The organism is Candidatus Nitrososphaera evergladensis SR1 (genome assembly GCF_000730285.1).
GTDB lineage: Archaea > Thermoproteota > Nitrososphaeria > Nitrososphaerales > Nitrososphaeraceae > Nitrososphaera > Nitrososphaera evergladensis.
Window position 1 is genome coordinate 302,073 of sequence record NZ_CP007174.1, and the last position, 22,878, is coordinate 324,950.

The window sequence follows — 22,878 nt, forward strand, 5'->3', positions numbered from 1 at the left end:
AGCACCAGTAATTGATAAGCCTCTTCCCTGCCGCGCATCCAAAGAGTTGAGATCAATGTCCTCCTTTGCACATACGCTGGCAGCCTGCTCCTCTCCTATCTACTCGTCATTTGTGCCTCACGCTAGGAACAATCATGGAAGCGAAAAGGCCCTACTTGCCCCCGTCCCAGAGAAGGGGCTTTCGGGACCTAGTCTGAACTTTTGATGTTGCTGTGTGATGTATCGCTTCCGCAGATGGATGATATCTCCCAGCGGATTGTGGCAACAGTATTCTAGTCCAAGCTTCTATTAAGCAGAATCGAATAGCATTCTATGGTTTTCTTATAGGATAGTTTTTGAATAATATCCATGCACTATACCCACTAAATGTAATAACCGTCGTCCTATGATGCAGGATCTAAAATTTCAATTGTCAACGTATTGTCGGTTGCTTGAATTTTTGTCTTGTACCCAACATTATTGATCAATCTCTCGATATAGGTCATTGAAAAAACAGACCAATTGTGCCCGACATCGTGGTGCATCACCAACTTCCTTGCACCCTTCTCTCCACTATCAAATTCCCTCAAGGTAAAACCCGATTTTTTGACCCTGTTCTTTGTAAAAGATATGACCGATTCTAGGTCGACTTTTCCGTACAGCATAATAAGCTCGTTCTCAAAATTATCTGCCGCTCTTGTTGCTATCTCTTTTATTTCTTCTTCAGATACTCTGTCAAACAAGTCTTTCAAGACAGATTTCTGCATGGGAACAAATCCTACTTTTGGAGCAAGGAACTCCCATTCTAGGTACGAGTCTATGATATTGTTTACAAGAGTATTAAGAGACATTTTGCTATCCTCTGCCAGCGTTCTCAGGCTTTCTAACTTCTTGTTAAGGACGCGAAATGTAACACTTGTAGACTCCATTTTTCTCTCTCTCTTCGCCCTGTTGCTATGGGCAATATCACGTATTAATATGGCTTGTCCGTTTGCTGGTGTACAGCTGATGCAATTTTATTGCAATGTACTACTGCAAGCGAAAATTAGAATCTCGTTATTGTGCACCACCTCCGCTGCTAACTTGTTGTTATTATTGGTGCCCAAAAACGCCTTCAATTCCTAGATCGCCAATGGGCATTCCTTTAGATATAGAGGCCGCGTTTCCGGTAGCTGCATCAATATCTACCTTGTAGATTAGCCCCTTGTCCAGGTCTGCCACCATAACGCTATATACAAGGGCGTTTCCCTGCGTGACTGCAAAGCTACCTGCAATTGCCGTACTGTTCTCAATTTGATTCTCCGCTACGTCTGCGGCATCGATCATCGTTGCATTCAGGTCCTCAAAGGACGGTGGAATGCCAAGAGCGCTCACGGGCCTTCCCACAGACGTCGACACTATCTTTCCATCGCTGGGATCAACATACACGCGGTAAGTCACGTTATTGTCTGTGTCTGCAACTGTAATGTTGTATGCTAGATAGCCTTCCACCGCGTCAAGCCTGCCTGCAATTACGGTGCTGTTCTGGACCTGTCTTTCTGCCGCCTCGGCGGCATCGAATAATGTCGCATTCAGGTTGCCGTTGATAAAGTCCACCGCCGCCTGTTTGAGGTTTATTCTGCCGGCCGCTATCGGGCCCCCTTCTGCATGCGTGTTATTGCTGCTACTATTACTCTGCGTAATGGCGCCGTCGCCTCCAGAGTTGGTCGAGGTTTGTGCAAACGCAAGCGATGGCATTATTATTGTTGTCCACGTCATCGTCAATAATGATGCGGCCAAAGACAGTGCAGCAGGGATCAAGAATGATCTGTTATTGTTTCCTCTTGTCCGCGTCGACATGCATATTATCGTTGCAAAAAACGCTGCAATGATTCTTAAAACTTGGGTTAGCAAAGCCGGCTGTCAAGATAACCTAAAATGCTCATAGAAAAATCGCTGCAGATCTGCTACCAGCTACAAAATTCTTTTTTTGTACAATGCCGATTTTCTTCTATGAAAATCAAATTGCAGTTTATATTGTTTTCAGACAAATTTCGCTTTCATGAGTATTAAAAGAAATAGTAGTAGACTCATCCTGGGTCTAGCGTTTGCCGCGGTTTTGATATTTTCCGCGGCATCTATGGGCAAATCAGTGTCTGCGCAAGGCAACAACAATAATAATGCAACAGCAAGCGGCGGCGAGACAGCAGCAACAATTACTCCGCTCCAATACATAGCCAATATCAAACAGCTCTTGGGCGAGATCCAGACTGAATACAACAATGGAAATGCCACGCGGGCCGAGGAACTTGCAGTGCAAGCATATCTGGATAACTTTGAGAATGTAGAAGGTCCACTGGCTCAGGCAGGTCAACGAGATCTCATGGAACAGCTGGAGCATATGTTAAGAGAAGAATTGAGGCAAAAGATCCGTGACAAGGTCTCTTCTGACGAACTGGCAGCGTTCATTTCAACCATAAACACCAAGCTTGGAGAAGCCGAAAAAGCGTTTAGCTGAGAACCGGCTATTGTGTGACTCTGCGTACGTTCCGGCGGAAGAAAAATTCCGCCAAATCGTTTTTCCAAGCACGCTTTGGGATTATTTTGTCATCTGCTCTCTGTGTCCCTCTTGTCTATGACATGATTTTCTTCAAGGCGTCATTGAGCTGATTGCGGGTCCTGTCAATTTCTTTATCAAACCATGCTTCAACCTCATCTGGATTTGCCCTCACTTTGGCCTTCATAGAAGCAAGCTCATCCGCTCGACTAGCAGACATCTCTTTTAATTTGGGGATGTAGGTCGATAACGCGTTTTGTACTAATTTTTCAGTGAACTTATCCATTATGATTTTGTTGATCTCCTTTTGATTCTGATCTTAGAGTATGCCAAACAAGAATTTCAGCAGAAGCACAATAAGGATGATTGCTACAAGTGCGGATACAATCTGCCATAACATATACTAATTGCTGTACCCAATGAAAATACTAATGAGTTGCGTACATATTTCCAATTTTTGTATAGATTCTCTCTCTAAAGATGAAATACCTGATAACATATCACTAATATCTTACTCTTTCTGCTACTAGGCATAAATAACATAAAATGCTGAAGACAAAAAGATTTTCAAGCTCCGATATTTTTTACATCCTCTGCAAAGTCTGGCTCAAGTGCCAAAAGAAAACTACTATGAGGCGCATATTCTATACATTATTGCAAGTGAGCAATTCATCATTTGCCATCTTTTTCCATAAGTTCCATTATTTTGTGTGTCAGCAAGGCAAGCTCTTCGTCCGTTAGGTTGGCTTCTATGACGGCAGGCACATTCACCCCAAGTGACCTGAGACGTTCATAGGCCATGTCGCATGTCAAGTCGCTTTTCACCACTACTTCAACATCTATCTTCATTTTAAACCTAGATGATAAATGGGCCAAACAGGCGCTATGGTTATAGAATAGATATAAAACGAAGTTGTCGCAATGTAAAATATTGCAGTAATAAGCTTTCTTTTGTTAAATCAGAAAGGTTAAATCTTCCAAAAGTATCCAAACCCCGAGCAAATTGAAGTGCGAAATCGTCGAGAATGACACCGACAAGGTGGCGCAATCAATACTGCATAATCTTGAAAACACTTTTGGTGCTCGTGTATTTGATGCACTAATGGCAGAAGTGCTGGATAGTTATCTGGGCAACGAGATGGACGCGCTTGCGGTAATAAAGAAAAGACCCGACCTTTTTGACAGGGCTTTTGTGGAATTCCTTGGTGAGCCTGGAGAGAAGCTGCTTTCAACTGCATGTAAAGATGTCTCTGCAATGTTACACTTGGGCAGAAGCGTCGCCTATTCAAAAGTTGGAGATCTTGTCAAATGGATGAAGGCAGTAGTAGTAGCGTCCCACAATCCGCGAATCATGGTTATTGATGACGAGCAAGACATCTTGACAGTCGTTGAAACGTTTCTTCAGGACGGGGGATGGGAGGTTGATACGTTTGATAACCCTTTGAAGGCATTGGAATATTTTAAGGAAAATAATTGCAGCGACTGCAACGATGATGATAATTATTATTCGATTGTCCTGATTGACGTCAGGATGCCGGCCATGAGCGGACTGGATCTCGCTACCGAATTGCTCAAAATCAGATCCGACACAAAGATATTGCTCATGACTGCATTTGAACTTGAGAAGGAAATGCAAGACAGACTTCCTGTGACAAAGCACGAAGATATACTGAAAAAGCCCTTTCAACTTGAGCAGGTTTGTACTGCCATAAAAAAGACGATGACTCTGACACACTGATGTGTGTGTATATATGTGGCTGTCAAAAACTGAAAGAACACAACGATCTCAGTGACTGACTAAATGATTTGTCCGGGCATTCGCCCCCGACAAGATATGATATAACATTATTATCATAATAATAATTGAAAAATAGGGAAAAGCTCTCTCCCTAGAGAGAGCCTTGGCGTCTATCCGTGCATGTGTGTACATATGACTTCTCTGCAGAGCCTCTTTGCCTTCATTTACTGACTGTCCATTGTCCCGTGTGACTGTTGTTTCTCAAAAGAAGGCAATTGTATTGGAGCCACTGCTGACGCCATCATCATCATCATTTTCCTACTTCCAGTGTTGTGATGATGGCTGGGTCTTATCCTTCCTCTTCTTCACCACTACTCTCTTCTATTGCATTTTGTATTACTGACTTTTCCACCGGTATGGGAGGCGATGTAAAAAGCACGTTTCCGTCGCCGGCGTCAACAATTACCGTGTATGTGGTGCTGTTTGGCACATCGGCTAGAACCACGTTGTACACAAGGTAGCCTTGTATTACAGCTAGGTGGGCATCAACCACTGTGCCGTTGAAAGCCTGGGTTTTTGCAATGTTTGTGGCATTGGCAACCGTTACGTTCAGGTTCTCTTCTGGGAATTCGTCTGCCGTTGCGTTTTCGTTAACGCGTATCGTTCCTACAATCATTTCAGGTCCCTGTTCCGATGCCTGTGCGGTGTTGTTCTCTTCAGGAGCTGTTATGGTACTGTTGTTTTCTTGGTCCGTAGTTGTATTGTTCTCTTCAGGAGCTGTTATGGTACTGTTGTCTCCCTGCTGGTCGGTCATTGTCTGTGCGGAAGCAACTGATGGCAACAACAACAATATTGCCGACGATCCAACAGCGGCCACGACAGCAACCAACAAGACAGGAATAAACAACTTTTTGTTTCCTGTTGGGCTTGACATCAACTCGAGATACCGCGTCCATGATTCTTAAAATTTGAGGAAAAAGCAATAGCTACAAAGATTACCCGGAATAACGCTAGTAGCAAAACTTCTGCGAAGCTTCCAATATCTCCTATTTTTTTTGCTTCAAAGAACATAAAGTAAATGTGATATTGTGCGGTTGCAATAGCTGTAATCATCTACATGCCTCAACATTTTTTTGTGGAAAAGGAAAGCAGCATGGTGGCTCCTTTACCTGCCTCTTGCTCCTCCCTCTCCTCTTCATCATCTTTATCAATGTCGGAGACAGAGAGAATCGACGTACGCGCAAGCAAGATCACCATAAGTCTCTCAAGAATGTTTGAAACCGTTATCGGGTATCATCTTTACATTGTCTACGCAGACAATGAAGGGCAAGAGTTTATCTTCGAGGGCCTCCCATTTGATCCAAAAACTGGGAAAGTGCCCCTCTTTTCTCCCTCGACACTTTTTCTTAACCCTTCTGGCCTGCTAACGCGAGGCCAATGCATCGCTTCTCAATGGAAAAGAGAAAGCTCCTTCTATGTCCCAAGTGCACTCTCCGTGACCGTCATCGCAGGCGCCAAGGCTTCGGAGAAGTATAGGTGCCTTCAAGAACAGACCTGCGCGTTCAATTCCGCAAATATTCCATACTACATGACTACGGGACCTAACAGTAACTCGTATGTACGAACCATGCTTGAAAGATGTCGCATCCCTGCAATAAAGCCGATATCTGCAATCCCTGCACCCGGATGGGATCTTTCTATTGAACTGCATTAATGAAAATCGCTCCTCGGGGTATATGGCGTGCCAGCTTGACATCTATTGCCGAGCTTGTCTCCCAGATGGAAGAAGGAGTGAAAGACCTGCTTGTAAATCGAGTGCTTTTTCGTTTACAATCAAAATAGAGTTGCGTTGTAGTACACGTACCATTAACTTGCTTGTCGTGCAAAGCCTTTGTGTGGTTGCCCGGCAACCTATGGCTTTACAAGCGGCAGCGTGAAAGCAAAAGTTGCACCTTTGCCGTCTTTGTTGTTGTTCTCCGCCCATATCCTTCCCCCGTGAGCTTCGACGATGTTTTTTGCAATGAAAAGGCCAAGGCCCGTGCCTCCCCTTTCCCTGTCGGCCGAAAACCTTGTGAACAGCCTTGGAAAAATGTCGGCACTTATCCCTGCTCCCTGGTCTTTGACCGACACCACGACCATTTCGCCGTCCTTTCTGTCTGTTGTAATTGTAATGACGGTTCCTCCTCCTCCACTACCACCATTACTACCATGACTGCTGCCACTACTACCGCCATTATCATCATCTCTGGCTGAAAACTTGATTGCGTTTCTGAGAAGATTGGAGACGACTTCGAATATTCGCAGTTTGTCCGCCTTGACAAGCAACGGGATTGGTCTGCCTGATTCATCTGCTAATGGCTTGAAATGTATTTTTATGCTTTGGCCGTGAGGGATCAGGCTTTTAGCGTCTGCAATCACGCTTCTCATCCTTTCGTTCATTTCAAGCACTTCAAGGTCTAGCCGGAACGTGCCGCTTTCAATCCTCGTCGTATCCAAGATCTCGGCAGACAGTTTCTGGAGCCTCTTGGCGTTTCTGTCTATTAGCTCCAGCTGTTTTGCCGTAACTTCGACTTTGCCCTTGCCGCCGCTGTCATGAACAAGCCTGTTCTTTAGAATCTCTGTCATGCCGACAATAGGTTGAATGGGCGTCCTCAGTTCGTGCGCGGCAATGTTGATAAATTCAGATTGCATCTTGTCGTGCGACTTGATTTCTTCGTTCGCCTCCCTGAGTCTCTGGTTTGTGTCTGTTAGCTGCTCGTTTGCCTCTGCAAGCGCCCTTGTTCTTTCAGACACTTCTCTGGCAAGCCGCCCGTTCAGTCTGATGAGAAAAAAGATGAGTATGGCAGCAGCGGAAACCAGGCCTGCCATATGGTAAAGGCTCTGCGTGTTCTGTTGAGCCAAGACGGACTCTATGTCCGAATAGATCAAAGAAGTGGGAATGCCTAGCGTTACAAAGTACGCGGCCTTTCCGTTAACGATGACTGGCTGCCCCGTGGCGAGCCTTTCTCCAAACCCTACGTCAAATGTGGCATCCGCAAATTGACCCGACAGAAATTTCCTGTAAAAGTTGTTTATTATTGGATCGTTACGGACAAATTCATCTTGAACGTCTTTGTCAAAAAAACTCTTGCCTACAATGGCAGAATTTGGGCTTGCGACATAGACCGCATTTCTATCCAGAACGTTAAGATAAGTTGATGAGTTGAAATCGTCAACGTTGCCGTATTCCTTAAAGAACGGCTCTGATTGTGCTCCAACTCCGACGAGTCCAAGGTACTGCCCGCTATCTCTGTTGATTATTGGATATGTGATGGTAATTCTCGGCCTGCCGTCGGCTCCGACAAATACGTTAGAAAAAACCGGCCCCAAAGAGGATCTGGTTTCTTTTACGTAATCCCTGCTTGAGGCGTCAAATCCCAAAAATTGCCGAGAATCTGTGTCTTCTTTTGTATTTGCTACCTTGACCACCATGTTGTCCTTGTCCAAGATATAGAATGCGTCAATAGCTCTATGGGCGGCTGTTATTTGCGAAAAGACGCTGCGGGCCAATCTGTCTGCATCTTGTCCCGTCAGATCGCCTCCCTGCAAACCTTGCGAGACTGCCAAGACCTGAAGGCGTGCCGCGATCGAATCTAGATCAGAGCCGATGCGGCTTGCGATGGTTCTTGTGACCCTGCTCTGGTCCTGTTTGGCTTTCTCAAAGAGTTTATCGCGTATGTTTTCATTGGCGATTTGTTGGCTATAGAATAGCACTGATATTGAAATGGCTGACGCAACTATTACAATTGTCAGGGACATGGCCAGCCATTTGGAGTTACCTATCGCATTCACCACCAAGCGTCATACACGCATATGCTCATATCCTTTTTTCTAACTGCTGCAAATTCAAAAAACCTGTACAAGCATCGCGATGACGATGATAACCCGCCTTGACGCGCATTTTATTCCCCAAGGATTGGCGATGATGCAAACCGGGATCTACCTGTACTTCCTCCTACTACTACGAATGGCCTGCAGAGTCAGAGCTATCATCGTCCCGGCCTGCTTTTTTGGCAAGCACTTTCTCACGCAATGATGGTGGCAGTAGCAGCGTGCCGTGGAGCTGAAGGCAAAGCTATGGCTTGCAACTGTTCCTTCTTCTTTTTCTCCCTGTCCCACATGGCTATAATTGCAGCCTTGTATTCGGGGTCCCTGTACAGCCTTCTAAGGGCCTTGTCCTCTATGCAAGAGGGGCATATCAGCTTGTGCATCTTTGCATTAGTGGGATGTGCCACGGCACGGCGGTTCCCAAACCTGTGCCTGCATACAAGGCATACGATCGCAAAATCCTGTACTAGTCTTATAGAAGAGCCGGATGTAGCGGCAATATCTTCATCTTCTTCTCTGGCATAATAGTACATCATAACGACTCTGTGCATAACCAGCGTCGGGCTGACTAATTAGTACCCTGTCCAGCTGCAAGCGCAAAAACCTTGTTTATGGTGAAATAGCCGGCTTTTTCATATTACGCTTGCAAGCCTTCGTAAACTATTATGGTCATTTTTTTGATGTCGATCCTCGCAGCTATGGCGCCGTCGCTAACGGTTTGCGGTTTACCAGCACTGATCGCCGGTCTGTCCAAATATAGCAAATGAAATTACCTTACTTGTACATCTAAGGTCGTTACAGGTTCCCGACGTAACCCATAAAGGCTTTTTATGTGGATCATAGTCTGGATGCAAAAAAGCACAAGCTCGAATTATAATAACGAAAAACTAAACCCTTTTCCCTTCTATTCTGTCATGCGAAAGAACAACCCCGTTGAATACAATGAAAAAGCCGACGTGTGGAACGTCTACAGGTACGACGACATAAAAAAGATACTTACCAACTACGTGGACTTTTCCTCCGACTTTACAAAGGCAGCGACCCGATTTCAAGACGAGCCTTTTAGGCGCTCTCTCTTGTCATCCGATCCTCCGGTGCACAGACACCTGCGCAGCACGATTTCATCGGCGTTTAGCACTACCACCATTGAGAGGCTGGAGCCCAGAATCCGGGAAATTGCAAATGACATGATAGACAAGGTGATTGAAAAGGGCTCGACGGACCTTGTGCGGGACTTTTCGTACCCGCTGCCAGTGACTGTGATAGCTGAATTGCTTGGCATACCGGCCAAGGATCGGGACCTCTTCAAGAGATGGGCTGATGAGCTGCTAAAATCAATAGACGAAGCTGTAGAAACAGGCAATCCCCGGAGAAATAATGACAAGCTACAAAAGCTGCAGAAGGAAATGGACGATTATTTTCTTAAGGTGATTGCTGAAAAGAGGAAAAAGCCGGGGCAGGACCTTGTAACGCAACTTATTAACGCGGAAACCGACAATAAGAAACTCTCCCAGGACGACATACTGAGTTTCTGCGCCTTGCTCTTGCAGGCAGGGCACTTGACGACTGTAAACCTCATAAACAACTGCGTATGGTCGCTCTTGGAACATCCCAAACAACTGGCGCGGCTAAAGAGCAACCCTTCATCGTCATCACCATCATCATCCTCGTCTTCTCTGCTGACGTCTGCAATCGAGGAAACACTGCGCTACCGCTCTCCGGTTCAAGCTCTGGTTCGGTTTACCACAAAAGATGTACAAGTTGGTGGCAAGGCCATAAAATCTGGCCAAAGGGTTATCACATGGATAGGCTCGGCAAATCATGACGAGGTTGTTTTTGGAAACTCTGAAGAATTTGACATCATGCGCAATCCTAATCCGCATGTAGCATTTGGAGCGGGAATTCACCTGTGCTTGGGCGCTCCTCTGGCACGGCTGGAATCTCACATAGCTATGGAAATATTGCTGAGCCGTTTGCAGGGGCTTGAGCTAGGCGACGATCCAAAAAATCTTGAACCCGCCAACGGCAGCGCGTTCCTGTACGGCATAAAGAGCCTGCCACTTTCATTTGAAGCCGCTGCTGCCGGATAACAGCACCGTGGAAAATAGCATGAATGAGATGATGATGTGATAGTTAACATGGTTGGCCTATACTGTAATTGCAGTTCTGCCAATTGCACACGCGTGTACATCATACATGTATGAAACCGGTTTCAATAACAATAACAGCAGTGGTAGTGGAGAACAAGAGAGAGCTTCTTCTATCAATGTTACTTTTCGGGTTAACGTTCGCATAATGAACAAGCTACGCACAGAATCAGAAAAGAGGCAGACAAGCCTTAATGCATACATCAACCAGATTCTGCGACAGCACGTAGAGTGGGACTTGTTTGAGCCCAAGATTGGGATGATACCTCATTCCCAAAGCCGGTGCTGGCCAATATTTTTGCCGGTCTGGACGGCGATGAGATCGTAAAACTGGCAAGCGGTATTGGAAAGAACACTGCAATTGATATGTCGATATTTGTCCAAGGCAAAAATTCAACGTTGAGACGTTCCTTTCGTGGATTGAGATGCGTCTGAAAAACTCGAGGTGCAAAGTTGAGCGGCGGCGCGCAGAGGAAGACGGCACGGAAACCATCATCATAAAGCACGACCTGGGAAAAACTGGTCGCTGTACCTGAAGACCATGCTTGAATCGGCGCTGAATGAAGCCTTTGGAAAAGCGCCGGCCTTTTTCATCACAGACTCGCTCGTGTCCCTCGAATGCAAAATCTGACCTTTTTCTTTTTTTCAAAAAAAGAAAGAGTGAGGACAGAGGCCAAACATGAGATCCTCTGCCCTCGACGCAGATGCATGTGTGTATGTGTACCAGAGCTTGCTCTTACGGTATCGACCTGCTGTACAGCTTGCCTTCAAGCGCTAGCTTGTACATCTCTGCTACATACGGGTTCCTTGCCGGTGTTTCTGCACCCAGTTCCACCAGTCTGGCGTACACCCTTACCACAAATGCTAATGCACCCATGAATGCCACTACGACACCCATGTTGAACATCCAGTGGTTGGGTACTGCAAATATCTCTTCTACGAACCAGAAGTGCCATAGCTCATTCACACCGATTGTGAACATGGTCGCCAGATAGCCGAGGATGGTTATCTTCAAGCCCGTGTTCAACGAGTTGCCTGGACCCCGCAGTACTGGAATCCTTCTGCAGTACATTGCTACCATTCCCCATCCTAGCGGGAGGGCCACGAAGTGGCTGTACAGCCACCAGTGAGCTGGCGTGAATGCAGAGTCACGTATGGTCGTTTGGTGCAGCGAGCCATCGACGAAGTTGTCTACTTCGACGGAGGCTGCAATGGAACCCAGCACTATGCAAAAAATGTAGATCTTTTTCAGTCTCTGGATTTCGACTTCTTTTGGTATCAGTGCGGGCATTTGTGCCATATTTTAGTACCTCGTCATTCTACAGAAAATCATAATTCTAATTGCTTGTGTTGTAAAACCTATAGCAAATGCATATAGGTTTTACAAACCTGCTCTTGACGGTGCGTTATTAGTTGTGTCATGGAAGAGCAATATTATAGAAATTATATGAGAAATTAGGCAATCAATTATGATTTATAATATTGATAGGTATTCTTTGCAAAAAAATGCGTTTCTGTGCAAGTCCATGCAATGTGTTGCATATGGTAGGCTCCTCCGCCTATGCAACGGTCAAGACTGCAAATTGTCAAGGCCAAAACTACTGGATCACAAATCATTCTTTTACCAAAAAAATCTAGCGTTTTAATTCTGTCGATGGGTACGCGCAAAACGCATGTTCAGACGGCCTTTCAAAAAATGAAGTAGGGCAGACAAGAAAAAAGATTTGGTTCGTTGTTGTTGTGATGTATGTGTGTATGTTAATGTGCGTGTGGTGGAGGCGCGCTACCCTTTGCCAGCTCCTCGTTGAAGGTGCCTGCAGCCTTTTCGTGGAACTCCAGGTTGCTCTGGTCAACCTTGACTGCCTGCGGCGGGCACACTGAAACGCACGCCATGCACCATATGCAGTCGTGCTCCCTTATCGGATCCGACTTGTCGGTAAAATCCATGCGCCCATCTTTTGAATGGTCTTCGCCCTTGCCAGCGCTGGTTGCGTTTTGCATTTCTATCGCGGGCACATCCTGATGATCTGTCCTGTACCATTCATACACCTGGACCGGGCACGCCTCTATGCAGGCACCATCGGCAATGCAAGAGTCCCAGTCGATTGCGACCATCGTGCCGTGAACGCCTAATGGAACAATCTGTTCGCCTCTTGTTTCATACGCTTTCTTGACTTCCTCATTCTCCGCTGCTTCTGCTACCTTTCCCGGCCCCCACACAAAATGAAAGTGCTCTCCGTCTGCAAGTTTGTGTTTTCCTATGACCTGGTGGTTTTTAGGAAACTCTGGGTCTATTGGCATCTCTTGTACTCTATGTCGCCAATTCTTTTAACTCTTTAGAAATTATCTGCAATCTGCTCTAATAATTACCTATAATTACATAATAATTTTTATCAGGATAAAATAAATGTACAAAACAGACATGCGACAAAAAAATCTAACGCCAGCTGGGCGGTTAAAGGTGCTGCAAAGTTTATGCCATGTTATTTTTAGAAGGAAAAATACTTCTTGCAGTACACGTGGAAGCAAGCGGCGCGCTGAAATGCAGCTGATTTGAGGAACAAAGTTACCCAGTGATTATATCGTCGGCATTGAGTATTTTGATTATAAATGTCCAAGCCCTTCAAGACAAGGCCTCTGCTACCGATAAAGTATAAACCGCCCCAGCATTGCGGAACTTGCTCAAAAGAAGCGACAACTGAGGCGTTATTTAGGCTGGAAAATTGCATAGTAATCCAGAGATATTGCGATAGCTGTGTGTCCAAGGCCGAATACGAAATTAATCGTCATCAGAGCGCGGAATAAGGGTATAATGCCGGCCAAGAAAGTGGCAAGGTGAATCAGCTGTTATCATATATCGCGCGCCATATTGTGTTCAGTTCCGATTTGCTAGTCAAAACATCCGGTATGCGTGTGTGTATATTTCTGCCTGCTGTAGCAGCCGGAAGCACTTTAATTTGATTAAATTTCTACGAGATCGAATTGATTCCAATCGGCTTTATGTTTATAGAGTGTGTAGAAGGTAGCCAGAATGACCTATTGCAGAGGATAAAGGAAATTCCCGGGGTATCCTACGCTTACAAACTAGACAAGACATACAATCTAGTCGTCAAGGTAGAATCAGACTCGGTCGACAAATTCGCGCTGGCGATAGCGCAGATCAGGAAATTGGGAAATCTCTTGAATACCGATACAATGGTAGGATTCAAAGGCTAGCGGGTTAGAGCCTGTTTTTTTCTTGGCTCTTTCGCTTCCAACTATTGCTTCTTTTGAAAGCCAAAATAGCAAGAGTAGCAATACTGCTTTCCGTATATCACGCCCTGCGAGCCGCAGCCCTGGCATTGCTTCTCGTGCTCAATTGTGGAATTGAGCGACTTTGCCTTTTGCAAGCATTTGCCGCAGATTGGCGCTTCCAGGTGGTAGCTAGACAGAAAGCCTTCTCCACACTGGCCACATCTCAAACTATACATCTTGCCTTTTGGTTTCCAGCCAAATAATCTCATATTCTTAAAGACGTCAATACTGTATTGACACTTCCTACTTAAAAATAAACGGTAACACAGTTCTCCTATTGATCTGTGTATGTGCGTGTACATATGGAGCGCAGCTCAAGCCGAGTTATTCAAATGCTGAGGTTATTGTGTGCGCCGCGTACTGCTTCTCATCATCCGCCTTTGACAGCGGATGAATCCTCCCCATAATGATGCTATCCTTCAATGTTGCAGTATCCGCAATCGCACATGCATTCTCCAAACGATTCACATCTGCTTTCTTCAAAAGCATACGATGCTGTTGTTATTTTTTCTTCTTTTTCCATGGAAAAAGTTAGCCAGAATTCTGTTTAATTACTTGCTAGCACATAGCTTTGAAATTTCAAACACACGTTTGATTTGTCGGTGGCCGTCAGGCTAACGTCAAATCATTTATGATTAATTTGACTGCGTTATGAATGGTAATAACCAAGAGCTAGGATCCTTAATCCCTAATCTCTACGTAACTTGGTCTGCAATGAACCTGCTTGAATCTATTTCATGGGTAGCCCTCGGCTTTGTGCCAACATTTGCGGCAATGGAGGCGGCGTGGAGAATGGCTAAGTGGAGACAGGCAAAACTGTTTGGAGCAACACAGGTGAGGCTGTAAAAAAATGGAACCTGTAGGCCTTGTATCTGTTGTACTGGGATCTATAGTCCTGGCTGCAATGGCAACGTTGATAGTCGTTGATGGGATAAAAAGAAGATCAATGGGCAGACAAGCTATCTCTGCCATAGACGGTAGATGGAAAAAGCTAAAGGTAGAAATCCCTGCCTGACAGCCAAGCCCATATTCTTGCACGACAAGTATGCGCGCAGACTTGCCCGATGTTGCACACGAGCTGCAAGCACGCACCATATATGCACACAACGACAGGGAAAAATATTTTCAGCGTCTTTTGACAAAAACCTGTACTCGGTTAGCCGGCTACATCGCTCTTGTCGGGCGGCGGGTTTTCCTTCCAGCTTTGTTCCGCCCGTTGCTTTAGCGCCACGTTCATGCTTTCTAGCTGCTTGCCAAGCAGCGGCTGCAGGTTTCTTGCAACAAGCGAAACAATGTCTCCTCCAAACCGCACGGTCTGAAGGAACGTCACACGGCTGTACGCAAGAGGCTGTATTGCAAGCCGGTGCTCCACGCCAAAGAGATTTCCTCCATTTTTTCCGCCCCAAGCTATTTCGCGTTCTGTCTCCGCGTCCAACACTACAAATTCGTCGTGCACGATCTTCTCGTTGGCAAGCTTGATCTCCATTTCAAGTTTGGAGTCTATTTTCAGCTCGCCGCTTATCTTTAGGATGAAAGGATTCCATTCGGGATACTTTGGAAAATCTGCAATTATATTCCACACTACAAACGCTGGAGTGTCAATAACGACCGTTGTGTGGATTTCTTCCACGAAAAACTAGATGGCCATGATGCTATTAAGTCAAACTGAACAATATGCATGTTGTTTCAACAAAGACTATGTTGCCCTTACTACTACAACAAAAGACGATATCCCGCAACTCTACATTTCTGTCTAATTACACTAAAAATGTGTTAGTTAGATTGTTTAGTAAAATGCTACCATGGGGTCAGGATTGTCTCACCTAATCCTTAACATAGAAAAAATGTGACTTACCCGCAGGTACAGTGGTCATGAGAAAGAGCGCTTGTATCACGAGTATAACCACTCAAAAGTTGGAGGTGCAACCTCATGATGACTATTCGCAATAATGACATAAGTGAAGGAGTGATTGCATTTAGCATGTGGCTGAGCTTGCATGAAAGGAAGAATTTTTCTGCAACCGAGATATCTCTTACAAATTTGTAGTGGATCGCCTTGTCCAGCTGCATGACTATGTTCGGCAAAAAGATGTCGCTGTTGAAATCTCTGACGGTGTACCATTCTGCACAGAATGCGACTCGAATGATTGTGCACATGTCGGCTTTGCTATTGCGCAGAGCAGATGCATAGGAATTCGGCCTTGGAATAATAATATGATAATACGTTTTTTCAATAATAAAATCTGCAGAAAATCTTTATTGCCGGTTTGTCCTAAATGTTCGTCGTCTTCTATTTACGGCTGTCGCATTTCTCTAGTTTTGCTTCCGACAAGTCCGAATGCATAGTCGGCCTCTTCCGTAATCTCTCTGTTTAGAAACGGCTCGAGCAGGTCATGATCTTCAACTCCAAAATAATCCATCAGCGCGTCAATCTGGTCCCTAGTAAAGAATGGATGTCCATACCTTTGCAAAAGTTCGTGCTCCATAACGTCCTGTTGGTATACGGGCTAGATCTATATCCTGTCCAAAAATGCTCAATATAGAGGGTAATTATGTCATTTAATACTAATAGATAATTCTACCCTTTGAATGTGTAAACGCAAAGGCATGCTGACTCTGCCGTAAGGAGGTTCCCCATATGAAGGAATTGACCTTGTTGTTTATTGCTGGCATAGGAGCCATACAAGCTTATTATTTTTACCTATTATGGAAACAACTATGCATTATATCCCGAGAAAGGATTTGCAGCAAAATCAATTCATCCTGAAACATCCTTAGTGAAAAGTTTAACCATTTACTATAACTCGTAGTGACTAAAATGTTCATTTTGCTGGGTATTTACGAACGCTTTCTCTATATCACTAGCTACTATCTTCTCCTACTAGAAGATGATACCGGTGGCTGCATCGCTAACAACCGAACAATACAATAGCTCTGCATCATCCAAAAAAGCTGACGAATATGCAATTGAAGTAGGAACAAGTCCAGAAATGCACAAGGAATGTCAATCCAGACATGAAATCCTGAAAGAATTGGAGGATCTTGGCGTTAATTCAGAAGAACTGGCTTCAGTGTCGATAGATAGTCTTGCAGGTCTTTTGAAGGGACTGCACGCCTTGATTGACGCTCATAGCGAGCAGCACAGGAGGAGACCTGGAAGGCCAAAAAGAAGTGAAAGCGACATGCCGGTTTTGACAAAGTCGGACAAGACTATACTGCATCATCTGTTCTCATCACAGGGGCACGTCTCATCTCTTAAACTATCAAGAGAACTGGACATTCCCTTAAGTACAATTCAAAGGAGACGAAAGCGTCTGCAAGATGGCCTACTTGAGACCCATTACTCTCTTCGGATAGAAAAGCTTGGTTGGAGAAGTGCGACTCTGTTGATTTCAACAACGAATAGGGCAATAGAAAGTATCGGAACGGAGATTCTAGGCATGAGTGATCTTGTGTCTTCTGTTTCAAGAGCAATGGGAGGCAGTAACTTTGATCTCCGTGTGGAAGTGGTGTTCAAGACAAATGCGGATCTGATGACACTAATAGATAGAATAAAGTTGACCGAAGGGGTAAGTGGCATCATTTGGAGTGAATCTCTAAAGTTAATCGGTAAGAAAGACACCAACGACAAGATTATCAATTCGACCTGATGATGGCGGCAATGATGGTGATGCTGCCGCCACATAGGTCTGCCAACACTTAGTGTCGTGATACGCACGTAAATGAAAAGTTTCCATAGTCAAGAAAGAGATGTCTTTTATTGGAAATTCCCAAGCGATATAACCATTATTGTCATTCTCATCATTTCCTCGGTCATCACCTTGCCCCTTTTCCTCTCTCACTCCTCCTCAAACTCTATCTGTTTTTCTCTGTTGGATGCGAAGACAGAGAGATGAGCGCACTTTCTACCATACCGCAAAAAGCTTAATGCGCATTGTGATTATCATTCCGAATAGAATTTTCTTATCGTTTCAGATGCTAGTATTTAATTAGATAATTACCCACAAAATTCTGCCATAATGAGCCGGGAATTTTCATTGAGCTGCAAGCGACATTGTTGTTGACAAATGAATTCCGTTAGAGACGGTCGCTTCAAGAGTGTTGCAAGAACATTTACAGGCGCGCACAAGACAAGTGTCAACGGCAAGGCTGCTGCTCCCGTTGTGGGCCTGCTGTTGTTAGGAATGCTGGCAACTTCACTGCTCTCCTTTTCAACCAATTCTGCGCTAGCCGCGACGTCTTCTTCTTCTTCGTCATCATTGGTAGGTGATTCTAGCCGCGATGCTTTTCAACTTGCCGTTACCCCTATCGCGCCAAAACTGCCTGCGGACGGCAATGACTATTTGATCATGGTCCAGCTGCAGACGGCCAAGGATGGCAAACCCCGCGAAGCACCCTATGACATCGATGTCACCCTGCTAACTTCAGATAACACCGTAGCTTCGCCACAGGGTAAAGTGACAATAAAGACTGGATGAGAAGCCGGCCAGCGCTGCGGCTATCACGACTGCGACTGCAACGAGTATGACTGTTGCAATGACAGGCGAGATGCCTTTTTTTGCCCTTCTATTGTTGTTTCTTGCGTCAAATGTCTTGTTAGACATAGCATCCGATATAGAATGGAATTCTATAACCATAAGCTCTGTTTTACTTCTATTTTAGTAAGGCAATTACCCACGTAATTCCTTTAAATTGAACAATCTTCTATTCGGTAATACCTAGTTTAAATACTAGTAGCTGCTTTCTGTCAAATTGCAAATCCTGACCTCTGCTTACGGGTAAAGAAGTTCAACTGCTTCTTCTGATCCCGTCGCTTTCCTTTACCAGTCATATCAAGGCAACAGAAAAACATAATGGCAAACCCTGCACTTTTCATAAACACGTATGCACATGTCATTGCAGTTATTGGATAATGCAAACCATGATACCAAAATTTTTCGCGTACATTTTTAACCAATGCTATCTACTACTAACACAGATGGTAGCAGAAGCAGCCCAAGTTATCCAGGATTTTGCAATTGTGATGGTAATTGCTTCTGTCATGGCCCTTGTCTTTTACAAGATAAAGCAACCAATGGTCATAGGCTACATCGCGGCAGGGATGGTCATCGGCCCTTACACCCCGCCGTTTTCATTAATCTCCCATCCAGAGGTTGTCAATCTTCTTGCAGAGATAGGGATTGTCTTGCTGCTATTCGTTGTCGGCCTAGAATATCCTATAGCCAAGCTGCGGTCGGTTGGAAAGAAGGCCCTTGTCATAGCAATGACCGAGGCTTTTGGCACGTTGGCTCTTGGCTATGTCGTAGGCCAGGCGATGGGGCTGGCGCTGTTTGACAGCCTGTTTCTGGCGCTTTCAATCTCTGTCACAAGCACGGTGATAGTGATGCGCGTGCTTGAAGAGCTTGGAATGTTGCAAGACAAGGCATCGGTTCTACTTCTTGGTGTTGCAGTAATCGAAGATATCATCATAGTCTCTATCCTTGCAGTATTGCAGTCAGTTGCATCAACCGGCAGCCTTTCAATACTGGAAATAGGCGTCTCTATCGGCCTTGTTCTAGCGTTCATTGGAGGCGCTTTGTTTATCGGATCCAAGACCGTTCCCAAGTTCGTAGACCTTATTGGCAGGACCAACCACCACGATCTGGTCATAGTAGCTGTTTTGGGCGTGGCCTTTGGCTTGTCGTTCATTGCAAACGAGATAGGGATATCTGTTGCAGCCGGAGCCTTTTTTGCAGGCGTGCTTGTAGCAGAATCCAAGTCTCATGCGGTGGCTCGAGTATTGTCAATGCCTTTGAGGGACATGTTTGCAGCCCTCTTCTTTGTCTCTGTGGGCGCGCTTATGGATATTTCCCTGCTTCCGCTCTTTATAGCACCTGCCCTAATACTTATTGCAACGTCCTTTGGGTCAAAATTTGCAACCGTGTACTTTTCTGCCAAGCTGCTTCGCACTGACAAAAAGACCTCAATGAAGGCGGGCTTTGCCCTGTCCGCATCTGGAGGCGAGCTTGCACTTGTGACAGCCAAGGGTGGCGCTGACGTTGGCGCGACAAGCGCCTTCATACTTCCCATGGTCGGTACGATGACTATAATCACCACATTCCTTTCGCCTTATGTCATCAAGTTTGGCTGGAAGCTTGCCAACTCTTTAAGGGGAGAAAAGAAGGAAGAAGAAGAAAAAGAAAAAGAGGAAAAACGGGAAGAAGGCGGCGACCTGCCTCCATCTTAATCTGTAAAAAATTATCGTACTACATCATCGTTTGGATTTCAAGTATCTGCAGAGAGAGCGTGTGAGTGGAGTGGAGTTCAGTTATGAAGCAACTGATGCAGAGTAGAGTTGTTCTCGACTTGCAATTCTGCCTCTTCACGCCAATCATCCACGTAAATTACAGCAAGATGATGCGCGACTTCTTCTCTTGTATGATCCATCATTAGGTGTCGACGCATACTTTCTGATGCATACGTGCGATTGCATATGTAACACAATGGATGCTTGAGGTCAAGGGTGGTGGATTTGGCTTGATGTCTGTCCAGCACTTTGTTAATTCTTGACGCAACGATTTCTGCGCTATCGCCCAGCATCTCTTCCAGATAATTTGTAAATTCTCCTCTGTATCTGACAAGAGTGTTCAGATCCATCCCATACCTGTCTTGGATGTAATTTAGAATCACGTTTCTTGATTCGGTTCCAACAATTGCCAACGCTTTCTCTATGGCATCCAAGGTTATGCTATGGCTGTCAGAGGACATGTGTTCAAAAAATAAAGTTTCTAATATAAGTATTTTGATGAGGTACGCAACTCTAATTGATTATAGTTTACTTTGTTTTCAAATGATGAAAAAATGTGAAGTTTATTCTAGGTAATATAGTAGTGTGTTTGTCTTTGGATGGTGTCCTTTTCTCCTTATCTTATGAACGCGTTGCAAATAGTCGCAATAGCCTCTACCTCATTTCGAGGATGTGCATTCTCATTGATCAATACAATTATTCTCGAATTTGGATACGGTGAAACTTCATCAGACACACTTTGGATAAGTGAAAATACCTTTGCAAATCCAAGCTTATGAATTAATTCTGTAATATTGTCCAAAACTATTACAGAATTTGGATTTTCCCGTAAGGTGCGTTTGATGGCTTCCAAGATTAGTGACGTCTGGTTGATTGATATGACTAAAAGCCCATCTGCTGATGTTGTAATTGGATCTTGCGATGACGATGACAGGACATAAATTGTTGCACCCGCGTTGCGCCCAAGCGAATACAGATTGCTGGTCCTCTTCGTTATCAGCACGAGATTGGTTTTTTTATCTCTGGCAGAGGATTCTGATGATGGCGACGATGACGATGTTGTTCTTAATGATGTTGATGATGAGGATGGCGATGATGAGGCGTCGCCGGTAGCTGTCGTAAGGTAGTAATCAAGCAGAGAATCGGCTACTGTTCTTATCCTTGTCTGTTGTTGATTATCTTCGGATGCATGCTGTCTCTCCATTAATTCTTTGTATTGGCTGAAATGCAGTAGTATCATTGGTCCTTTCTGCAATAGGTCTCCAACTTGCTCCTCAAGCTCTTCGGGTACAAGATTGTCATTATTATTGTTGTCACTATTGTTCCTACCAGTCTGAATTAATGCAGAGGGAGTTGATTCACTAGTTTTTTCTTTCTGCACGTTGTTGGTCGAGATTGTAGTAGCTAGCTTTGACGAGTCGTCATTGCCTCTTCCTTTGCCGCCAATGCCTTTTGAAATAAACATCTCGATCTTCTTTCTTGCTTCCCTCTGCAATTCGTCGACCGAAGGAGCAAGCCTTTTGGAGATGAGAAAAGCTGCTGCAACTGCAAAGGCGATGGATGAGGCAGACGTAATAACTGCAAATGTATACGCTTGCTTGGCAACTGACTGAGATTCATCAAACATTATGGATGCCAAGTTGTTGTTCAGGTCTACAATTTTGTTGTAGCTTGTTGCCAGCTTTGAGAACCTGTCTGCGGCAACTGTATTGGAATACGCCGTTGCGTTCTCTCTCGATCCTTCGTTGGTTAAAGTGATGACCATGTTTCTCGCTTGCTGATATTCTAGCCAGTCGTCATTAACCTGAGTAAGCAGCGAATCCTCATACGAGGTCATGTTGCTCAGCCCTCGACGTTGAAGTATGTCTATTTGCAATGGAAAGTCATCTATCTCTTTGTATCCTATTAGGGTCCTTAGAAAATTGCCTTCGTTCTGCTCTATTTGCTTTAAAATGCCTTGTTTCTGTTGATCGTCAGTGGCAGAGATAAGACGGCCCACGTTTAGCCTCATTTCTATCAGATCTTTGTGACCATCCGATAGATTGCTGATAATAGTCACGGTTCCAAGGTAAATGTTGGATATACTTTGCTCCAGTCTTGAAAGAGAAAAGAACGATATCGCAGATAGAAGCGAAGCTGGAATTACCGAAATTATTACGAATGACAAGACAAGCAACGCCCTAGTCTGCATTGAAAATGTACTTGCTTGGCTTCGACACTTCCGACTAAAAAGTGCTTGTTTTAGGGCACATATTGCGCCTAAAATAAGAGAGTATAAAAATGCCTTACAAACCGATAATGGTGGGGTACATATTGTCAAACTCTGCAGCGTTGGCCAAAACTTGGATCCCCGGATTTGATAGTTTGATAGGGGGTGGATTTCCCCGCTCAAGCTTTATCATACTTGCGGGTCATCCTGGGACCGGCAAGTCTACTTTTGCAATACAATTCTTGTTAAATGGCGCTATGAATGCAAAGGAGCCGGGTGTTTACGCCTCATTTCTTGAGCGTGAAGAAATTTTTATGCGCAACATGTCAAAGAGCTATGGCTTTGACATCAAAAAATCTATCGAAGAAAATACCCTCCGTTTTCTAGAATTCACGCCCCTAGCATCAGAAGCAGTATCGGATACTCTGAATAAAATTGTCAAGACAGTTATGGAAACTGGCGCCAAGAGGCTGGTAATAGATTCGCTGAATGCGCTCTTTGGTGATGTGCCTCCTACGGAACAGAGAAGGATCCTAGAGATCGTATTAAACAGGATAATAAAAGACCAAGGGTGTACAGTCATCGCCATACTGGAGCAGAGCATAGGCAAAACCGAGATTGGCTTTGGAATTGAGGAATTTGTCGCAGATGGCTTAATTGTCTTTGAGTCTTACATTGAAGGCTACGAGGCAAAGAAAAGAGCAATAATCAGAAAGCTGCGCGGGACCCAGCATAGTTCTAGGTATCAGGCCATTCTCTTGAATCCGAGAGAAGGGATCTCATTTCTACAGTTGGCCGGATAGAGCGACACAAAAGTTTGTT

The 22,878-nt window shown here is 44.8% G+C and carries 25 protein-coding genes; 11 read left to right on the forward strand and 14 right to left on the reverse strand.

The window, feature by feature from the left end; all coding sequences use genetic code 11:
* Positions 1 to 383: 383 nt before the first annotated feature.
* Positions 384 to 908 carry a hypothetical protein gene (locus NTE_RS01495; protein ID WP_148699418.1) on the reverse strand — a complete coding sequence of 175 codons (525 nt, stop codon included), beginning with the start codon at positions 906 to 908 and terminating at the stop codon, positions 384 to 386.
* A 163-nt stretch (positions 909 to 1,071) separates the two neighbouring features.
* Positions 1,072 to 1,737, reverse strand: coding sequence for a PepSY domain-containing protein (locus tag NTE_RS01500; RefSeq protein WP_158384956.1), 666 nt, complete (start codon positions 1,735 to 1,737; stop codon positions 1,072 to 1,074).
* Between the two features lie 283 nt (positions 1,738 to 2,020).
* On the opposite strand from NTE_RS01500, the gene NTE_RS01505 reads away from it, so the two are divergent.
* Positions 2,021 to 2,476: a hypothetical protein gene (locus NTE_RS01505; RefSeq protein ID WP_148699420.1), complete on the forward strand. Its 456-nt coding sequence runs from the start codon at positions 2,021 to 2,023 to the stop codon at positions 2,474 to 2,476.
* Positions 2,477 to 2,591: 115 nt separating this feature from the next.
* On the opposite strand, the gene NTE_RS01510 is transcribed toward NTE_RS01505, so the two are convergent.
* Both NTE_RS01510 and NTE_RS16200 read right to left on the reverse strand, forming a co-directional pair.
* Positions 2,592 to 2,801, reverse strand: coding sequence for a hypothetical protein (locus NTE_RS01510; RefSeq protein ID WP_148699421.1), 210 nt, complete (start codon positions 2,799 to 2,801; stop codon positions 2,592 to 2,594).
* A 386-nt stretch (positions 2,802 to 3,187) separates the two neighbouring features.
* Complete coding sequence (locus NTE_RS16200; RefSeq protein ID WP_158384958.1) at positions 3,188 to 3,364, reverse strand: hypothetical protein; 177 nt, start codon at positions 3,362 to 3,364, stop codon at positions 3,188 to 3,190.
* A 190-nt stretch (positions 3,365 to 3,554) separates the two neighbouring features.
* Here NTE_RS16200 and NTE_RS01515 point away from each other — a divergent pair, with 190 nt between their 5' ends.
* Positions 3,555 to 4,253 carry a response regulator gene (locus NTE_RS01515; RefSeq protein WP_148699422.1) on the forward strand — a complete coding sequence of 233 codons (699 nt, stop codon included), beginning with the start codon at positions 3,555 to 3,557 and terminating at the stop codon, positions 4,251 to 4,253.
* 349 nt (positions 4,254 to 4,602) lie between these two features.
* On the opposite strand, the gene NTE_RS01520 is transcribed toward NTE_RS01515, so the two are convergent.
* Positions 4,603 to 5,187 (reverse strand): PepSY domain-containing protein, encoded by a 585-nt coding sequence (locus NTE_RS01520; RefSeq protein WP_148699423.1) that lies wholly within the window; start codon positions 5,185 to 5,187, stop codon positions 4,603 to 4,605.
* A 201-nt stretch (positions 5,188 to 5,388) separates the two neighbouring features.
* Here NTE_RS01520 and NTE_RS01525 point away from each other — a divergent pair, with 201 nt between their 5' ends.
* Positions 5,389 to 5,967 carry a hypothetical protein gene (locus NTE_RS01525; RefSeq protein ID WP_148699424.1) on the forward strand — a complete coding sequence of 193 codons (579 nt, stop codon included), beginning with the start codon at positions 5,389 to 5,391 and terminating at the stop codon, positions 5,965 to 5,967.
* 197 nt (positions 5,968 to 6,164) lie between these two features.
* Here the strand turns inward: NTE_RS01525 and NTE_RS01530 are convergent, their stop codons facing one another.
* Complete coding sequence (locus tag NTE_RS01530) at positions 6,165 to 8,051, reverse strand: sensor histidine kinase (RefSeq protein ID WP_148699425.1); 1,887 nt, start codon at positions 8,049 to 8,051, stop codon at positions 6,165 to 6,167.
* A 266-nt stretch (positions 8,052 to 8,317) separates the two neighbouring features.
* On the reverse strand, positions 8,318 to 8,671 hold the full coding sequence (locus NTE_RS01535) for a hypothetical protein (protein WP_148699426.1): 354 nt from the start codon (positions 8,669 to 8,671) through the stop codon (positions 8,318 to 8,320).
* A 363-nt stretch (positions 8,672 to 9,034) separates the two neighbouring features.
* On the opposite strand from NTE_RS01535, the gene NTE_RS01540 reads away from it, so the two are divergent.
* Positions 9,035 to 10,210, forward strand: a complete 1,176-nt coding sequence (locus tag NTE_RS01540; protein ID WP_226987110.1) for a cytochrome P450 — start codon at positions 9,035 to 9,037, stop codon at positions 10,208 to 10,210.
* Between the two features lie 793 nt (positions 10,211 to 11,003).
* On the opposite strand, the gene NTE_RS01545 is transcribed toward NTE_RS01540, so the two are convergent.
* Positions 11,004 to 11,567 (reverse strand): methane monooxygenase/ammonia monooxygenase subunit C, encoded by a 564-nt coding sequence (locus NTE_RS01545; RefSeq protein WP_148699428.1) that lies wholly within the window; start codon positions 11,565 to 11,567, stop codon positions 11,004 to 11,006.
* A 458-nt stretch (positions 11,568 to 12,025) separates the two neighbouring features.
* Positions 12,026 to 12,568 (reverse strand): 4Fe-4S dicluster domain-containing protein, encoded by a 543-nt coding sequence (locus tag NTE_RS01550; protein ID WP_148699429.1) that lies wholly within the window; start codon positions 12,566 to 12,568, stop codon positions 12,026 to 12,028.
* A gap of 699 nt (positions 12,569 to 13,267) precedes the next feature.
* Here NTE_RS01550 and NTE_RS01555 point away from each other — a divergent pair.
* From NTE_RS01555 to NTE_RS16205, 3 genes are all read left to right on the forward strand, one after another.
* Positions 13,268 to 13,483 carry an Lrp/AsnC ligand binding domain-containing protein gene (locus NTE_RS01555; RefSeq protein ID WP_148699430.1) on the forward strand — a complete coding sequence of 72 codons (216 nt, stop codon included), beginning with the start codon at positions 13,268 to 13,270 and terminating at the stop codon, positions 13,481 to 13,483.
* Positions 13,484 to 14,275: 792 nt separating this feature from the next.
* Positions 14,276 to 14,407, forward strand: a complete 132-nt coding sequence (locus tag NTE_RS17235) for a hypothetical protein (protein ID WP_264357932.1) — start codon at positions 14,276 to 14,278, stop codon at positions 14,405 to 14,407.
* A 4-nt stretch (positions 14,408 to 14,411) separates the two neighbouring features.
* Positions 14,412 to 14,576: a hypothetical protein gene (locus NTE_RS16205; RefSeq protein ID WP_158384962.1), complete on the forward strand. Its 165-nt coding sequence runs from the start codon at positions 14,412 to 14,414 to the stop codon at positions 14,574 to 14,576.
* A gap of 141 nt (positions 14,577 to 14,717) precedes the next feature.
* Here NTE_RS16205 and NTE_RS01565 read toward each other — a convergent pair whose 3' ends face one another.
* Both NTE_RS01565 and NTE_RS01570 read right to left on the reverse strand, forming a co-directional pair.
* Positions 14,718 to 15,191: an SRPBCC domain-containing protein gene (locus tag NTE_RS01565; RefSeq protein ID WP_148699432.1), complete on the reverse strand. Its 474-nt coding sequence runs from the start codon at positions 15,189 to 15,191 to the stop codon at positions 14,718 to 14,720.
* Positions 15,192 to 15,855: 664 nt separating this feature from the next.
* Positions 15,856 to 16,047, reverse strand: a complete 192-nt coding sequence (locus tag NTE_RS01570; RefSeq protein ID WP_148699433.1) for a hypothetical protein — start codon at positions 16,045 to 16,047, stop codon at positions 15,856 to 15,858.
* A gap of 402 nt (positions 16,048 to 16,449) precedes the next feature.
* Between NTE_RS01570 and NTE_RS01575 the strand changes: the two genes are divergently transcribed.
* Both NTE_RS01575 and NTE_RS01580 read left to right on the forward strand, forming a co-directional pair.
* Positions 16,450 to 17,211, forward strand: coding sequence for an Lrp/AsnC family transcriptional regulator (locus NTE_RS01575; protein ID WP_148699434.1), 762 nt, complete (start codon positions 16,450 to 16,452; stop codon positions 17,209 to 17,211).
* Between the two features lie 417 nt (positions 17,212 to 17,628).
* The gene (locus tag NTE_RS01580; protein WP_148699435.1) at positions 17,629 to 18,039 is read left to right on the forward strand and encodes a hypothetical protein; all 411 of its coding nucleotides are present in this window, start codon (positions 17,629 to 17,631) and stop codon (positions 18,037 to 18,039) included.
* Here the strand turns inward: NTE_RS01580 and NTE_RS17495 are convergent.
* A complete protein-coding gene (locus tag NTE_RS17495) occupies positions 17,986 to 18,198 on the reverse strand; it encodes an archaellin/type IV pilin N-terminal domain-containing protein (RefSeq protein ID WP_420835299.1) in 213 nt (70 codons plus the stop codon). The genes NTE_RS01580 and NTE_RS17495 overlap by 54 nt on opposite strands.
* A gap of 341 nt (positions 18,199 to 18,539) precedes the next feature.
* Between NTE_RS17495 and NTE_RS01590 the strand changes: the two genes are divergently transcribed.
* On the forward strand, positions 18,540 to 19,787 hold the full coding sequence (locus NTE_RS01590) for a cation:proton antiporter (protein ID WP_226987111.1): 1,248 nt from the start codon (positions 18,540 to 18,542) through the stop codon (positions 19,785 to 19,787).
* Positions 19,788 to 19,864: 77 nt separating this feature from the next.
* Here NTE_RS01590 and NTE_RS01595 read toward each other — a convergent pair whose 3' ends face one another.
* Positions 19,865 to 20,308 carry a hypothetical protein gene (locus NTE_RS01595; protein ID WP_148699437.1) on the reverse strand — a complete coding sequence of 148 codons (444 nt, stop codon included), beginning with the start codon at positions 20,306 to 20,308 and terminating at the stop codon, positions 19,865 to 19,867.
* Positions 20,309 to 20,463: 155 nt separating this feature from the next.
* Positions 20,464 to 22,167 carry an MCP four helix bundle domain-containing protein gene (locus NTE_RS01600; RefSeq protein ID WP_148699438.1) on the reverse strand — a complete coding sequence of 568 codons (1,704 nt, stop codon included), beginning with the start codon at positions 22,165 to 22,167 and terminating at the stop codon, positions 20,464 to 20,466.
* Here NTE_RS01600 and NTE_RS01605 point away from each other — a divergent pair.
* The gene (locus tag NTE_RS01605) at positions 22,161 to 22,859 is read left to right on the forward strand and encodes an RAD55 family ATPase (protein WP_158384964.1); all 699 of its coding nucleotides are present in this window, start codon (positions 22,161 to 22,163) and stop codon (positions 22,857 to 22,859) included. The genes NTE_RS01600 and NTE_RS01605 overlap by 7 nt on opposite strands.
* Positions 22,860 to 22,878 lie beyond the last annotated feature (19 nt).

Bases quoted from the DNA above. Each gene is read 5' to 3' on its own strand.
- NTE_RS01500 (WP_158384956.1), bottom strand. From the start codon at position 1,737: ATGACGTGGACAACAATAATAATGCCATCGCTTGCGTTTGCACAAACC.
- NTE_RS01570 (WP_148699433.1), bottom strand. From the start codon at position 16,047: ATGGAGCACGAACTTTTGCAAAGGTATGGACATCCATTCTTTACTAGG.
- NTE_RS01550 (WP_148699429.1), bottom strand. From the start codon at position 12,568: ATGCCAATAGACCCAGAGTTTCCTAAAAACCACCAGGTCATAGGAAAA.
- NTE_RS01505 (WP_148699420.1), top strand. From the start codon at position 2,021: ATGAGTATTAAAAGAAATAGTAGTAGACTCATCCTGGGTCTAGCGTTT.
- NTE_RS01520 (WP_148699423.1), bottom strand. From the start codon at position 5,187: ATGTCAAGCCCAACAGGAAACAAAAAGTTGTTTATTCCTGTCTTGTTG.
- NTE_RS01555 (WP_148699430.1), top strand. From the start codon at position 13,268: ATGTTTATAGAGTGTGTAGAAGGTAGCCAGAATGACCTATTGCAGAGG.
- NTE_RS01510 (WP_148699421.1), bottom strand. From the start codon at position 2,801: ATGGATAAGTTCACTGAAAAATTAGTACAAAACGCGTTATCGACCTAC.
- NTE_RS17235 (WP_264357932.1), top strand. From the start codon at position 14,276: ATGAACCTGCTTGAATCTATTTCATGGGTAGCCCTCGGCTTTGTGCCA.
- NTE_RS01545 (WP_148699428.1), bottom strand. From the start codon at position 11,567: ATGGCACAAATGCCCGCACTGATACCAAAAGAAGTCGAAATCCAGAGA.
- NTE_RS01495 (WP_148699418.1), bottom strand. From the start codon at position 908: ATGGAGTCTACAAGTGTTACATTTCGCGTCCTTAACAAGAAGTTAGAA.
- NTE_RS16205 (WP_158384962.1), top strand. From the start codon at position 14,412: ATGGAACCTGTAGGCCTTGTATCTGTTGTACTGGGATCTATAGTCCTG.
- NTE_RS01595 (WP_148699437.1), bottom strand. From the start codon at position 20,308: ATGTCCTCTGACAGCCATAGCATAACCTTGGATGCCATAGAGAAAGCG.
- NTE_RS01580 (WP_148699435.1), top strand. From the start codon at position 17,629: ATGAATTCCGTTAGAGACGGTCGCTTCAAGAGTGTTGCAAGAACATTT.
- NTE_RS01535 (WP_148699426.1), bottom strand. From the start codon at position 8,671: ATGCACAGAGTCGTTATGATGTACTATTATGCCAGAGAAGAAGATGAA.
- NTE_RS16200 (WP_158384958.1), bottom strand. From the start codon at position 3,364: ATGAAGATAGATGTTGAAGTAGTGGTGAAAAGCGACTTGACATGCGAC.
- NTE_RS01590 (WP_226987111.1), top strand. From the start codon at position 18,540: ATGGTAGCAGAAGCAGCCCAAGTTATCCAGGATTTTGCAATTGTGATG.
- NTE_RS17495 (WP_420835299.1), bottom strand. From the start codon at position 18,198: ATGGTTATAGAATTCCATTCTATATCGGATGCTATGTCTAACAAGACA.
- NTE_RS01530 (WP_148699425.1), bottom strand. From the start codon at position 8,051: ATGTCCCTGACAATTGTAATAGTTGCGTCAGCCATTTCAATATCAGTG.
- NTE_RS01575 (WP_148699434.1), top strand. From the start codon at position 16,450: ATGATACCGGTGGCTGCATCGCTAACAACCGAACAATACAATAGCTCT.
- NTE_RS01540 (WP_226987110.1), top strand. From the start codon at position 9,035: ATGCGAAAGAACAACCCCGTTGAATACAATGAAAAAGCCGACGTGTGG.